At 71.6% G+C, this 13,186-nt stretch carries 17 protein-coding genes; 3 read left to right on the top strand and 14 right to left on the bottom strand.

What is annotated here, in order from left to right:
- Positions 1-24: 24 nt before the first annotated feature.
- From pheS to AB0B94_RS31480, 9 genes are all read right to left on the bottom strand, one after another.
- On the bottom strand, positions 25-1,092 hold the full coding sequence (gene pheS, locus AB0B94_RS31440; RefSeq protein ID WP_030335722.1) for a phenylalanine--tRNA ligase subunit alpha: 1,068 nt from the start codon (positions 1,090-1,092) through the stop codon (positions 25-27).
- Positions 1,093-1,311: 219 nt separating this feature from the next.
- On the bottom strand, positions 1,312-2,163 hold the full coding sequence (locus AB0B94_RS31445) for an RNA methyltransferase (RefSeq protein ID WP_357289013.1): 852 nt from the start codon (positions 2,161-2,163) through the stop codon (positions 1,312-1,314).
- A 29-nt stretch (positions 2,164-2,192) separates the two neighbouring features.
- The gene (gene rplT, locus AB0B94_RS31450) at positions 2,193-2,585 is read right to left on the bottom strand and encodes a 50S ribosomal protein L20 (protein ID WP_030488429.1); all 393 of its coding nucleotides are present in this window, start codon (positions 2,583-2,585) and stop codon (positions 2,193-2,195) included.
- Positions 2,586-2,616: 31 nt separating this feature from the next.
- Positions 2,617-2,811, bottom strand: a complete 195-nt coding sequence (gene rpmI / locus AB0B94_RS31455; RefSeq protein ID WP_007458415.1) for a 50S ribosomal protein L35 — start codon at positions 2,809-2,811, stop codon at positions 2,617-2,619.
- 20 nt (positions 2,812-2,831) lie between these two features.
- The gene (gene infC / locus AB0B94_RS31460) at positions 2,832-3,482 is read right to left on the bottom strand and encodes a translation initiation factor IF-3 (RefSeq protein ID WP_091401946.1); all 651 of its coding nucleotides are present in this window, start codon (positions 3,480-3,482) and stop codon (positions 2,832-2,834) included.
- A 639-nt stretch (positions 3,483-4,121) separates the two neighbouring features.
- Positions 4,122-4,595, bottom strand: a complete 474-nt coding sequence (locus AB0B94_RS31465) for a PH domain-containing protein (protein ID WP_357289018.1) — start codon at positions 4,593-4,595, stop codon at positions 4,122-4,124.
- A complete protein-coding gene (locus AB0B94_RS31470; protein WP_357289021.1) occupies positions 4,588-4,872 on the bottom strand; it encodes a hypothetical protein in 285 nt (94 codons plus the stop codon). The genes AB0B94_RS31465 and AB0B94_RS31470 overlap by 8 nt, the downstream gene beginning before the upstream one ends.
- 299 nt (positions 4,873-5,171) lie before the next feature.
- Positions 5,172-6,017, bottom strand: coding sequence for an ATP phosphoribosyltransferase (hisG, locus tag AB0B94_RS31475; protein ID WP_030488425.1), 846 nt, complete (start codon positions 6,015-6,017; stop codon positions 5,172-5,174).
- Between the two features lie 49 nt (positions 6,018-6,066).
- The gene (locus AB0B94_RS31480) at positions 6,067-6,330 is read right to left on the bottom strand and encodes a phosphoribosyl-ATP diphosphatase (protein ID WP_030335709.1); all 264 of its coding nucleotides are present in this window, start codon (positions 6,328-6,330) and stop codon (positions 6,067-6,069) included.
- A gap of 133 nt (positions 6,331-6,463) precedes the next feature.
- Between AB0B94_RS31480 and AB0B94_RS31485 the strand changes: the two genes are divergently transcribed.
- From AB0B94_RS31485 to AB0B94_RS31495, 3 genes are read left to right on the top strand one after another with little or no spacing between them, the layout of a single operon-like run.
- On the top strand, positions 6,464-7,327 hold the full coding sequence (locus AB0B94_RS31485; protein WP_357289024.1) for an ABC transporter substrate-binding protein: 864 nt from the start codon (positions 6,464-6,466) through the stop codon (positions 7,325-7,327).
- 5 nt (positions 7,328-7,332) lie between these two features.
- On the top strand, positions 7,333-8,169 hold the full coding sequence (locus AB0B94_RS31490) for an amino acid ABC transporter permease (RefSeq protein WP_357289160.1): 837 nt from the start codon (positions 7,333-7,335) through the stop codon (positions 8,167-8,169).
- A 3-nt stretch (positions 8,170-8,172) separates the two neighbouring features.
- The gene (locus AB0B94_RS31495) at positions 8,173-8,916 is read left to right on the top strand and encodes an amino acid ABC transporter ATP-binding protein (protein ID WP_357289027.1); all 744 of its coding nucleotides are present in this window, start codon (positions 8,173-8,175) and stop codon (positions 8,914-8,916) included.
- Positions 8,917-8,962: 46 nt separating this feature from the next.
- Here the strand turns inward: AB0B94_RS31495 and ribH are convergent, their stop codons facing one another.
- The 5 genes from ribH to ribD are packed head-to-tail and all read right to left on the bottom strand — an operon-like array spanning position 8,963 to position 13,124.
- Entirely contained in the window at positions 8,963-9,463 is a 501-nt protein-coding gene (ribH, locus tag AB0B94_RS31500; protein WP_091401939.1) for a 6,7-dimethyl-8-ribityllumazine synthase, read from the bottom strand.
- Between the two features lie 2 nt (positions 9,464-9,465).
- A complete protein-coding gene (locus AB0B94_RS31505) occupies positions 9,466-10,731 on the bottom strand; it encodes a bifunctional 3,4-dihydroxy-2-butanone-4-phosphate synthase/GTP cyclohydrolase II (RefSeq protein ID WP_357289030.1) in 1,266 nt (421 codons plus the stop codon).
- Complete coding sequence (gene pnuC, locus AB0B94_RS31510) at positions 10,728-11,417, bottom strand: nicotinamide riboside transporter PnuC (protein ID WP_357289033.1); 690 nt, start codon at positions 11,415-11,417, stop codon at positions 10,728-10,730. The genes AB0B94_RS31505 and pnuC overlap by 4 nt, the downstream gene beginning before the upstream one ends.
- Positions 11,417-12,061 (bottom strand): riboflavin synthase, encoded by a 645-nt coding sequence (locus tag AB0B94_RS31515; RefSeq protein ID WP_357289036.1) that lies wholly within the window; start codon positions 12,059-12,061, stop codon positions 11,417-11,419. The genes pnuC and AB0B94_RS31515 overlap by 1 nt, the downstream gene beginning before the upstream one ends.
- Position 12,062: 1 nt before the next feature.
- Positions 12,063-13,124: a bifunctional diaminohydroxyphosphoribosylaminopyrimidine deaminase/5-amino-6-(5-phosphoribosylamino)uracil reductase RibD gene (ribD, locus tag AB0B94_RS31520; RefSeq protein WP_357289039.1), complete on the bottom strand. Its 1,062-nt coding sequence runs from the start codon at positions 13,122-13,124 to the stop codon at positions 12,063-12,065.
- Positions 13,125-13,186 lie beyond the last annotated feature (62 nt).

Below are 13,186 nucleotides of genomic sequence, written 5' to 3' on the forward strand. Positions count from 1 at the left end.
TCCCGTGTCTCGTACCCGCATCGCCTACGCCCCGGTCCCGAGCGCGCGGCTGAACCGCACGTCGCCCTCGAAGAGATGGCGGATGTCGCTGACCCCGTGCCGGACCATCAGGGTCCGGTCGATGCCCATGCCGAACGCGAAGCCGGAGTAGACCTCCGGGTCGACGCCGCAGGCGCGCAGCACCCGGGGGTTGACCATGCCGCAGCCACCCCACTCGACCCACTGCGGGCCGTCACGGTGCTCCGGGAACCACACGTCGAACTCCGCCGACGGCTCGGTGAACGGGAAGTAGTGCGGCCGCCACCGGGTCTTCGCCTCCGGGCCGAACATCGCCCGGGCGAAGTGGTCCAGCGTGCCCCGCAGGTGGGCCATCGTGATGCCCTTGTCCACCACCAGGCCCTCGGCCTGGTGGAACACCGGGCTGTGGGTGGCGTCGATCTCGTCGGTGCGGTAGACGCGACCGGGCACGATCACGTAGATCGGCGGCTTGCGGCTGAGCATCGTGCGGGTCTGCACCGTCGAGGTGTGCGTACGCAGCACCAGGCCGGAGCCCTCCGGTGCGATGTGGAAGGTGTCCATCAACCCGCGGGCCGGGTGGTCGGCGGGGATGTTCAAGGCGTCGAAGTTGACCCACTCCAGGTCGACCTCGGGCCCCTCGGCCACCTCGTAGCCCATCCCGACGAAGAGATCGCTGATCGACTCCATCAGGGTGCTCAACGGGTGCCGGGCGCCACGCGGACGCCTGTCGTAGGGCAGTGTGACGTCCACCCGCTCCTCGACCAGCACCCGCTCGGCCTGCTCGCGCTCCACCACCTCGGCGCGCTCGGCGTACGCGGACTCGATCGCCCGGCGGGCCTCGTTGACCCGCTTGCCGGCGTCGGACTTCGCGGCCGGCGGCAGCGCGCCGATCTCCCGGCGCGCGAGGGAGACCGGTGACCGGTCACCCAGGTGCACCGAGCGCAGCGCGGTCAGCGCGTCCGGGTCGGCGGCGGCCTCGAACGCCTTCGTGGCGTCCGCGACGGCCTCGGCCAGGGCGGCGGGGTCGAGCAGGGCGACCTGCTTCGGGTCGTACGGATCGTTGCGGTAGCTCATGGCGTACGGGCACTCCCTCACGGCGGCGCCAGCCCTCACCGGGGCGGCTAGGCGAGTCTACGGACGCGCGGCTGTGCCGCAGCCCGCCGGTAGGAGTTACGCAGGGAGCAGGTCAGGCCCGCCGCCCGCCGACACCGGCGGGCTGGCTAAACGAACGCCGTGTCGCGTTCATGGACGGACGCTCTCCCCTGCTGTCAGTCGCGCCGCAGGCTTTCACCCTCAGCGCTGCGCTCTCGCTGAAGCGTACAGGCAGACCGCGGCGGCGGCAGCCAGGTTGAGGCTCTCCGCGCGCCCGTACAGCGGCACCCGCACCCGGGCGTCGGCGGCGGCGGTCAACTCCTCGGACAGGCCGTGCGCCTCGGAACCGAACAACCAGGCGGTCGGCCCGACGAGCCGACCGTAGTCGGTCAGGTCGTCCAGGTCGTCGTCGCCGTACCCGGTGGTGGCGAAGATCGACAACCCGGCGGCGCGCAACGCCTCGACCACCGCTACCGGGTCGGTGGCGCGCACCACGTCGAGGTGGAAGAGGCTGCCGGCCGAGGCCCGCACACACTTGCCGTTGTACGGGTCGACGGCGTCTCCGGCGAAGACCACAGCACCCGCGCCGGCCGCGTCGGCGGTGCGCAGCACGGTGCCGGCGTTGCCCGGGTCACGGATCTCGGCGAGCACCGCCACCAGCCGGGGCGCACCCGCGAGGGCCTGCTCCAGCGACACGTCCAGGTGCCGGCAGACGGCCACCAGCCCCTGCGGGGCGACGGTCTCGGCCAGCGCCGCGATGGCGTCGTCGGTCACCTCGGAGATCGGCACGTCGGCGCGGGCCGCCGTGGCGGCCAACTCCGGATACCGGTCGAGGGCTGTGGTCGTACCGAACAGTTCGGTGACCACCCCCGGCCGCGCGAGGGCCTCGCGGACCGCCTGCGGGCCCTCGGCCAGGAAACGGCCGGTGGCGTCGCGGTCCCGGCGGCGTTGCAGGCGGCGGGCGGCGACAACCCTGGGGGTACGCGGGGTGAAAGCCATGATGTGCGCTCCTCCGGCACGATTGAGGCGCCCCCCGGACGGCGGTGCCGACACGGGAGACGCCTCGCTCTGGTGCGTGGGGATCAGGCGGCCTGAGCCGCCGCGCCGCCGGTGCCCTCGGCAGTGACCGCGGCCCGGGCCAGCTCGACGATCGCCGCGAAAGAGGCGGCGTCGTTGACAGCCATGTCGGCCAGGATCTTGCGGTCGACCTCGATGCCGGCCAGACGCAGGCCCTGGATCAGACGGTTGTAGGTCATCCCGTTGGCCCGGGCGCCCGCGTTGATCCGCTGAATCCACAGCTGCCGGAAGTCGCCCTTGCGGTCGCGACGGTCCCGGTAGGCGTACTGCATCGAGTGCAGCACCTGCTCCTTGGCCTTGCGGTACAGGCGGGAGCGCTGACCGCGGTAACCACTCGCGGACTCCAGCAGGGTACGACGCTTCTTCTGGGCGTTTACAGCCCGCTTGACGCGTGCCATCTCAACTCCTAATTACGTAAGGTGGCGCGCGTCAGCGGCCGAGCAGCTTCTTGATGCGCTTGACGTCGGCCTTGGCCAGCACGACCGTGCCGGTCAGCCGGCGGGTCTGGGTGGAGGGCTTCTTCTCCAGGTTGTGGCGGAGGCCGGCCTGCTGGGCAACGATCTTGCCCTTGCCGGTCACCTTGACCCGCTTACCCATACCCGTGTGGCTCTTCATCTTCGGCATGTGGAACGTCTTCTCCCCTGTTACTCGCCGCTGGTGTCGGCGGCGAGGCCGGTGTCACCGGCTGCTGCGGTCTCGCTGACCGCCGCGGTCTCATCGGCTTCCGGAGTGGCGGACTCGTCCGCTGCCCGGTCCCGAGGTCCGCCGCGAGACGCCGTAGCGGCGACCGCGGAGGCCTTGACGGCCCGATGCGGGGCGAGAACCATGATCATGTTTCGGCCGTCCTGCTTCGGAGCGGCCTCGACGTATCCCAGTTCCGTGATCTCGGATTCGAGCCGGCGCAGGAGCCGGTAACCCAGCTCCGGGCGGCTCTGCTCGCGACCGCGGAACATGATCGTCACCTTGACCTTGTCGCCCGCCTTGAGGAACCGCACCACGTGACCCTTCTTGGTCTCGTAGTCGTGCGGGTCGATCTTCGGCCGAAGCTTCATTTCCTTGATGACGGTCTGCTGCTGATTACGCCGCGCTTCGCGCGCCTTGAGTGCGCTCTCGTACTTGAACTTGCCGAAGTCCATGAGCTTGCACACCGGCGGGCGCGCCATCGGCGCAACCTCGACCAGGTCCAGATCGACGTCCGCGGCCAGCTGAAGAGCGCGCTCCAGCGGGACGATGCCCACCTGCTCACCCTCTGGGCCGACCAGTCGGACCTCACGTGCCCGGATCTGCTCGTTCACGCGTGGTTCGACGCTGATGGGGCCTCCTCGAGTCGTTTCTGCTCTGTCGCCGACCCCTGCGGCTCCCGGGAGGGAACCAACCCGAAAAGCAGAAGGCCCCGGCGCATGCCAGGGCCCGCTCGACCGGTCAGCACGATCACAAGGATCGCGCATCCGGCACCGGGACATGCCCGGAACCGGTGACCGGACCCGGCCACCGTAGCGGCGACTCGGGTGGGAGCAGGCGCTCCGCTTTCAAGGCTGTCTGCTCGCACGCGGAGACAGCCTGGTCGACTCGATAACACTACACCGGCGCCCCGACGACCCCCAAACCGGGCATGACCTGCGGCCTCGTGTCGGCGCGACCCGGTCATCGGTGTGGTCGGGTGCCGGTGTGGCGCGGTCGGCGCGCCGTTTCGTCAAGATCCGCGCACTTTTCCTGAAACTACTGCCTCCCGGCACGCTGAGGCGGCAGTTTCAGGAAAGTTGTCCCTCGTGGCGGGAGAGCGCGGCAGGGCGGGCGATGTTGGCCCGCTACGGGAGATGCGGGCCGGCTGACGGGCGATGCGGGCCGGCTGACGGGCGATGCGGGCCGGCTGACGGGCGATGCGGGCCGGCTGACGGGCGGTGTGGGCGCTGGGCGGCGGTGATTCGGCCGGGTCAGCGACCGACGGCGCGTTCGGCGAGGCGGGCCTGGTGGGCCTCGTGCAGCCGGCGCAGCGCGCGGACCCCGTCGACTGCCAACTCCTTGTCGGCGGCCTGCAACGCGACCATCGGCAGCAGGTCGTCATCGTGCAGCTCCAGGCTGGCCCACGGCGCGCCCCGGTCGAAGCGGACACCCCGGACAACTTCCCAGGGCAGTTCGTACGAGCTGATGACGTTACGGACCCGGATGCCCCGCGCGTCCGCCTCCACCCGGGGACGGGTGAACAGCAGGAAGCCCATTGCCCCGAAGACACCCAGGCCGATCATGGCGATCTGGTCGCCGCGCTGGAAGCTGCCGTAACCGTCGCCGGTCGGGCCGCTCAGCGACGTGGCGACCAGACCGAACACCACCACCAGGGCAGCCGCCGCCGACCAGCAGACCACGCGGATTCGGCGGGGCTTCAGGCGGACCAGCTCGGTTTCACTCACCCCAGCATTCTGCCACCCGCACTGGCCCATCAGACGCACCACCCGCCGAGCCACCACCCCGAGCCCGACCCAGGACCCCGGGCCAGTCCAGGTCCAGGCCCAGGTCCAGGCCCAGGCCCGGCCAGCCCAGGTCCAGGTCTGGGCCCGGCCAGCCCAGGTCCAGGTCTGGGCCCGGCCAGCCCAGGTCCAGGTCCAGGTCCAGGTCCAGGTCCAGGCCCAGGTCCGGGTCCGGGTCCAGGCCCGCCGCCCGCCGCCCGCCGCCCGCGGCCCGCCGCAAGATCGTGCTGGATCCTGGATCTAGTGGCCTCGACCCCGCCCGAGGCCACTGTTTCCAGGATCGAGGGCGATCTTGCGCCTGGTCGCGGGGCGTGGTCGTCGGACGGGCCTCACCTTGCGGATCTCCGGGTTCGACCCACGAGGTCCCGGTCGCATCAGGTCCGCGCGCAGCAAGGTCCGCGTCGGCGCGCCAGATCCACTCGGGTTCAGGGAAATGGGGGTGTCCCTGGCGTGCGGACACCCCCATTTCAAGAAACCGGAGTGGATCAAGCCACGGAGGCGCCTCGGGTACGGAAACGGTCAGAGGCGGCAGGCGTGGATGTTGGTGACGAGGATGGCGCGGGCACCCAGTTCGTACAGCTCGTCCATGATGCGGTGCACGTCGTCGCGGAGCACCATCGCCTGCACCGCCACCCAACCCTCGCGGTGCAGCGGCGACACGGTGGGCGACTCGATGCCGGGGGTGAGCCCGCTGGCCCGGTCCAGCAGACCGGCCGGCACGTCGTAGGCGAGCATCACGTAGCGGCGGGCCACCAGCACACCGTGCAGGCGGCGCAGCAACTGCTCGGCCTGCGGTTGGGCGGGCGCGCCGGCGCGCCGGACCAGCACCGCCGACGAGCGCAGCAGCGGCTCGCCGAAGACCACCAGGCCCGCCTGGCGCAGGGTCGCGCCGGTCTCCACCACGTCCGCGATCACGTCGGCGACGCCGAGGCGTACGGCGTTCTCCACGGCGCCGTCGAGGCGGATCACGTCGGCCTTGACGCCCACCTCGCCGAGGTGCCGTTCGACCAGACCCGGGTACGCGGTGGCGATGCGGTGACCGCCCAACTCCTGCACGGAGGCGATGTCGTCGGGGCGGGCGGCGAAGCGGAAGGTGGCCCGGCCGAAGGCGAGGTCGACGACCTCCTCGGCCGGCGCGGCCGAGTCGATCAGCAGGTCCCGGCCGGTGATCCCGAGGTCGAGGTCACCGGAGCCGACGTAGGTGGCGATGTCCTTCGGGCGCAGGTAGAAGAATTCGACGTCGTTGGCCTCGTCCCGGCAGACGAGGTCCTTGGGGTCGGTGCGCTGGCGGTAGCCCGCCTCGCGCAGCATCTGGGCGGCCGGTTCGGCCAGGGTGCCCTTGTTGGGAATGGCGACACGCAGCATGACGGAGTGCTCCTTCGATCCGGTTGGCGATCAACAGGGGTGGGGGCACTCACAGATGTCGGTAGACGTCCTTGAGCTCGAGACCGCTGGCGAGCATCAGCACCTGGACCTGGTAGAGCAGTTGGGAGATCTCCTCGGCGGTGCGCTCCGGCCCCTCGTGCTCGGCGGCCATCCACGACTCGGCCGCCTCCTCGACGACCTTCTTGCCGATGAAGTGCACGCCCTTGTCCAGCGCGGCGACGGTGCCCGAGCCCGGGGTGCCGGCGGCGGCCTTGGCCTGCAGCTCGGCGAACAACTCCTCGAACGTCTTCACGGGGAACGATTCTTCCAGCCACCCGGGCGGCACCGCGCGTCCGGGTCCGCCGAAATCCAGTAAGCGGACAATTCCCTACCAACATGGTGGGACAATTGTCGATCGATGCCCATGGAGCTCTACGCTGTCCGCCATGGCCAGCCGCTCACGTCTTCTCGCGCTCACCTTCGCCAGTGCCGTCGTCGTAGCCACCGCCGGATGCGCGCCACAGGACGAGAAACCCACCCCCACTGTCACCGCAGCGCCGTCCTGCGCCAAGGACAGCCTGCCCACGCGTACGCCGGGCAAGCTGACCATCGCCACCGACCAGCCCGCGTACGAGCCGTGGTTCGCCAAGGACAAGCCGGACAGCGGCGAGGGCTTCGAATCCGCTGTCGCGTACGCGGTGGCCGAGAAGCTCGGCTACGCCCGTGCCGACGTCACCTGGACCCGGGTCAAGTTCGACAGCGCCATCGCGCCGGGGCCGAAGTACTTCGACTTCGACATCAACCAGTTCTCCATCACCGACGAGCGCAAGCAGGCGGTCGACTTCTCCGCGCCGTACTACCTGGTACGGCAGACCGTCATCGCGTTGAAGTCCTCGAAGATCGCCGGCCGGAAGTCGCTGGCCGAGCTGCGGGACGCCCGGCTCGGCGCGCAGGTCGGCACCACCAGCTACCAGGCGATCACCGACGTGATCAAGCCGACCACCAAGCCGAACGTCTACAACAGCAACGACGACGCCAAGAAGGCCCTCCAGAACGGGCAGCTCGACGGTCTCGTGGTCGATCTTCCGACCGCCTTCTACATCACCGGTGCGGAGATCACCGACGCGACGATCGTCGGGCAGGTGCCGCAGGTCGGTACGCCGGAGGCGTTCGGGTTGCTGCTGGACAAGAACTCCCCACTGACTGCCTGCGTGAGCGGGGCGGTCGGTCAGCTCACCACGGCGGGCACCCTGAAGGAGCTGGAACAGAAGTGGCTCGCGCAGGTGGCGGGGGCGGCCGAGCTGCGGTGACGCTCCTGGATCGGGTGCCCTCGCAGGCGCAGCTACGGCGGTCGGCGTACCGGCGTCGGCAGACCGTCTACAGCGTGCTCGTCGCGGCGTCCTCGACGGCGGCGCTCGGCACGCTGCTGGTGATCGCGGTGACCGGAGCGCCGGGCTGGGACCGGGTCCGGCGCTCGTTCCTGGATCCGGAGATCGCCCGCGACGCGCTGCCGACGGTGCTGAGCGGGCTGTGGCTCAACGTACGGCTGCTGGTCTGCTGTGCGGTCGGCGCGCTGCTGCTCGGGCTGGTGATCGCCGTGCTGCGGACGCTGCGCGGGCCGGTCTTCTTCCCGGTCCGCGCGCTGGCCGCCGGCTACACCTACACCTTCCGCGGCCTACCGCTGATCATCGTGTTGTACCTGCTCACCCTCGGCGTGCCGGGGCTGCGGTTGCAGGGCATGCCGCCGGTGCTGGTGCTGGGTGGGATCGCGTTGGTCCTCACCTACGGCGGCTACCTCGCCGAGGTGTTCCGGGCCGGCATCGAGTCGGTGCACTCCAGCCAACTCGCCGCGGCCCGCTCGTTGGGCCTGACCTATCGGCAGACGATGCGGCACGTGGTCCTGCCGCAGGCCGTCCGCCGGGTGGCGCCACCCCTGCTCAACGACGTGGTGGCGTTGCAGAAGGACGTCGGGCTGGTCTCGCTGGCCGGGCCGATCGACGCGGTCCGCGCCGCGCAGATCGCCACCGCGCAGACCTTCAACTACACGCCGTACGTCGTGGCGGGGGTGCTCTTCGTGCTCCTCGCGATCCCGCTGATCGCGGTCACCGACTGGGTGACGCTACGCGCGGCCCGCCGACAGTCGGGAGGCTGACCCATGGCGTTGCTGCGCTGTCGGGGCCTGCGCAAGGAGTTCGGCGGCCACGCCGTGCTCGACCACCTCGATCTGACCGTCGCCGAGCATCAGGTGGTGGCAGTGATCGGCGCGTCCGGGTCCGGCAAGTCGACCCTGCTGCGCTGCGTCAACCTGCTGGACGAACTCGACGACGGCACCATCGAGTTGGACGGGGAGGACATCTCCGATCCACGGGTGGACCCGGACCGGGTCCGGCGGCGGATCGGCATGGTGTTCCAGGCGTACAACCTCTTTCCGCACCTGAGCGTGTTGGACAACATCACCCTCGCGCCGCGCCGCGTACACGGGCGGGGCCGGGCGGAGGCGGAGGCGCAGGCCCGGGAGCTGCTCGACCGGGTGGGGCTCGCCGCGAAGGCGGACGCCTACCCGGACCGGCTCTCCGGCGGGCAGCAGCAGCGGGTGGCCATCGTCCGGGCGCTGGCCAACTCACCTCGACTGATGCTGCTCGACGAGGTCACCTCCGCGCTCGACCCGGAGCTGGTCGGCGAGGTGCTGGCGATGATCCGCGATCTGAAGGCCGACGGCATGACAATGGTGCTGGCCACCCACGAGATGGGCTTCGCCCGGGAGGTCGCCGACCAGGTGTGCTTCCTCGACGCCGGGCGGGTCGTCGAGAGCGGCCCGCCCGGGCAGGTGCTCGGCGAGCCGACGCAGCCTCGTACCCGGCAGTTCCTGCGCCGGATCATCGAGGCCGGCCGGCTCTGAAGGCCCGCCCTCGGAGCCGGCCGAGGCGCCAGAGACGGCCGAGGCGTCAGCCGCCGAAGCCGACCCGCTGGGCGTTGCCCGCCGCCACGGTCCGCACGGCCAGCGCCGCGTCGAGCGCCGCCACCGTGGCGGCCCAGCCCTTGTCCTCCGCCGAGCCGGGCAGACCGGCGCGGTCGCGGGCCTGCTCGATGGTCTCCACCGTCAACACTCCGTGCGCCACCGGCTTGCCCTCGTCCAACGCCACCCGGGTCAGCCCGTCGGTGACCGAACGGCAGACGTAGTCGAAGTGGGCGGTGGAACCCCGGACCACCACGCCGAGGGCTACCACCACGTCGCAGCGGCGGGCGAGGGCCTGCGCGACCACCGGCAGCTCGACCGAGCCGGCAACCCGGGCGACCACGGAACGCGCCCCGCACGCCTCGGCGGCTGCCACCGCACGCTCCAGCATGTGGTCGGTCAGCTCGCCGTGCCAGCGGGCGGCAACGACCCCGACGGTCAGCCCCGCGGCGTCGACCGCCTCGACTCCCGGCTCACCGAAACCCGCCATCGTCATGCTCCGATCTCGTCGTTGGCGACCGGACGCCCCAGCGGCGCCTCGGACACCTCGTCCAACTCGTCCAGCAGGTGACCCATCCGGTCCCGCTTGGTGCGCAGGTAGCGCATGTTCTCCGGGTGCGCGCCGACCGGCAGCCCCTCGCGGCCGGTGATGGTCAACCCGTACCCCTCCAGCCCGGCCCGCTTGGCCGGGTTGTTGGTCAGCAGCCGCATCGACCGCACGCCCAGGTCGTAGAGGATCTGCGCGCCGGTGCCGTAGTCGCGGGCGTCGGCCGGCAGACCCAGGTCGAGGTTGGCGTCGACGGTGTCGCGGCCCAGGTCCTGCAACTGGTACGCCTGCAACTTGTGCAGCAGGCCGATGCCGCGCCCCTCGTGCCCCCGGACGTAGAGCACCACGCCCCGGCCTTCCTGCCCGACCCGAGCCAGTGCGGCATCCAGCTGCGGCCCGCAGTCGCAGCGCAGCGAGCCGAACACGTCCCCGGTCAGGCACTCGGAGTGCACCCGGACCAGCACGTCCTGGCCGTCACCGAGGTCACCCAGCACCATCGCGACATGTTCGGCCGGGTCGTGCTCGGCGCGGTAGCCGAGCGCCCGGAACACCCCGTGCCTCGTCGGCATCCGGGCGTCGGCGACCAGCTCGACCTGCTTCTCGGTACGCCGACGGTAGGCGATCAGGTCGGCGATGGTGACCAGGGTGAGGCCGTGCTCGGCGGAGAACTTCTCCAGATCCGGCAGGCGCATCATGGTGCCGTCGTCGTTCACCAGCTCGCAGAGCACACCGGCCGGACGCAGCCCGGCCAGCCGGGTCAGGTCGATCCCCGCCTCGGTGTGCCCCGGTCGGCGCAGCACCCCGCCCTCGCGAGCGCGCAGCGGCACCACGTGCCCGGGGCGGGACAGGTCGGTCGGGTCGGTCGCCGCGCCGGCGAGCAACCGGCTGGTGTGTGCGCGGTCGGCCGCCGAGATGCCGGTGCCGACCCCCTCGCGGGCGTCCACCGTCACCGTGTACGCGGTACCGCGCCGGTCCTGGTTGGTGTGGTGCATCGGCGGCAGGTCGAGCCGGTCGGCCTCGCTCTCGGTCAGCGCCACGCAGACGTACCCGGAGGTGTGGCGGACCATGAACGCCATCAGCTCCGGCGTGGCCAACTCGGCCGCGAAGATCAGGTCGCCCTCGTTCTCCCGGTCCGCGTCGTCGACCACGACGACCGGCCGGCCGGCCGCGATGTCCGCGACCGCCTGCTCGATATCCCCAAAACTGGTCATGCGACAGCCTCCGTGTAGATGGGCGTACGGACGGTCGCCGGTCGGGCGGCGCGGGAGGTGCGCCACCAGGCGGCGAAGCCCCAGACGCAGAGGGCGCCGTAGATCAGGTACATGACGGCCGAGGGGTAGAACCCGCCGCGCAGCAGCAGCGGCACGCCCACCGCGTCCACGGCGATCCAGAGCAGCCAGAACTCCACCCAGCCGCGGGCCATGCCGTACGTGGCCAGCAGGCTGCCGGTGAGGATCCAGGCGTCGGGCAGCGGGCCCCACGAGCCCAGGGCCTTGAGCAGCGGGTACGCCGCGGCGGTGCCGATCACGGCGGCCACCAGCAGCATCAGTCGCTCCCGTCCGGTGGCCCAGCGCGGCACGACCGCGGCCTGCCCGGCGTCGGCGCGACGGTTGCGCTGCCAGCGCCACCAGCCGTAGACGCTGACCGCGAAGAAGAACACCTGCCGGCCGGCCTGCCCGTACAGGTCGTGCTCCTGCGGGGTGGCGAACACCCCGCCGAGGAAGACGGTGAGGAGCAGCGCGTTGCCGATCATGCCGACCGGCCACGCCCAGACCAGCCGGCGCAACCCGAGCAGCGCCGAGACCAGCCCGAACGCGTTGCCGACGATCTCCCTGGCCAGCACCGGAGAACCGGCGACGTGTACCTGGGCATCCAGCAGCCAACCGAGCGGACCCATCACGCCACCCCGCCCGGCCGCGCGGCCGCCCCGCTGGCGTCGGCCTGGGTGAGCCGGTCGCCGAGCAGCCGCTCGACGTACTTGGCCAGCACGTCGACCTCCAGGTTGACCGGGTCGCCGACGCCCTTCGCGCCGAGCGTGGTCAGCTTCAGCGTGGTCGGGATCAACCCGACGGCGAACTCGTCCGCGCCGACGGCGGCCACCGTCAACGAGACACCGTCGATGGTGATCGAGCCCTTCTCCACCACGTACCGGGACAGGGCGGCGGGCAGTCGGAACCGGACGGTCTCCCACTGCTCGGCCGGCTTCCGGGAGATCAGCTCACCGACGCCGTCGACGTGGCCCTGCACCAGGTGCCCGCCGAGCCGGCTGCCGAGCGCGGCGGCCCGCTCCAGGTTGACCGGGTCGCCGGGGCGCAGCGCGCCCAGCGCGGAGCGGCGCAGCGTCTCCCCCATCACGTCGGCGGTGAAGACCCCGTCGGCCACCTCCACGACGGTCAGGCAGACACCGTTGACGGCGATCGAGTCGCCGTGCCGGGCGTCGGAGGTGACCAACGGGCCGCGTACGCCCAGCAGCGCCGAATCGCCTGCCGTCGGCGCCACCCGGACGATCTCGCCCAATTCCTCGATAATGCCGGTGAACATCTCAGCCCTCCCTTTTGCGGGGCAAAGCGGTGATCCGGAGATCCGGACCGATCTGCGTAACGTCGACGAACTCCAGATCGATGGCCTCGGCGATGGTGGTCACTCCCGCGTCGACCAGAGCGGTCGGGCCGGCGCCGAGCAACCGCGGCGCGACGTACCCGACGATCTTGTCGACCAGGCCGGCCTCCAGGAACGCGCCGGCCAGCCGGGGGCCGCCCTCCAACAGCACCGCGCGCACCCCGCGCTGGTGCAGCGCCGCGAGCAGCGCCGACAGGTCGACCCGGCCGTCCGGGTCGGCGCCGACCTCGTCGGCGGTCGCGATCCACGTGCGCGCGGCGCCGTCGCGGACCCGGGCGTCAGCCGGGGTACGCCCCGAGCTGTCCACCACCACCCGCAGCGGCTGCCGGATGGCCAGGCTGCCGTCGCGCAGGTTGCGGGCGGTCAACCGGGGGTCGTCGGCGAGCACCGTGCCCACCCCGGCGATGACCGCGTCGACGGTGCCGCGCAGCGCGTGCACGTCGATCCGGGCCGCCTCCGAGGTGATCCACATGCTGGTGCCGTCGACAGCGGCGGAGCGCCCGTCGAGCGTGGCGGCGTACTTCCAGATCACGTACGGCCAGCCTCGGCGCATCGAGGTCAACCAGGCGACGTTGCCGGCCTCGGCCTCCTCGCCGCGTACCCCCAGATCGACCCGGACCCCGGCGGCGCGCAAGGTGGCCGCGCCCCCGGAAGCGACAGGGGTCGGGTCGGGTACGGCGATGACCACCCGGCCCACCCCGGCCTGGACGAGCGCCGAACTACAGGGGCCGGTGCGGCCGGTGTGGTCGCAGGGCTCCAGTGTGACGACAGCTGTGCCGCCCTTGGCCCGCTGCCCGGCCTGCGCCAGGGCGACGATCTCGGCGTGCGGACCCCCGGCGTACGCGTGGAAGCCCTCGCCCACCACCTCGCCGTCGGAGTCGAGGAGCACGCACCCGACCACGGGGTTGGGGCTGGTGGTGCCGAGCCCGCGTGCTGCCAACTCGATCGCACGCCGCATCGCCTCATCAACGGAGACGCTGGCCATCGCCCTGCCCCTGCCCTCTCACTCGCCGGTCCGCGCGCGGGCGGTCAGGGAGGCGGTGGCCA

Source organism: Micromonospora sp. NPDC048986, from assembly GCF_040649335.1.
In the GTDB taxonomy this organism is placed as follows: Bacteria; Actinomycetota; Actinomycetes; order Mycobacteriales; family Micromonosporaceae; genus Micromonospora; species Micromonospora alfalfae.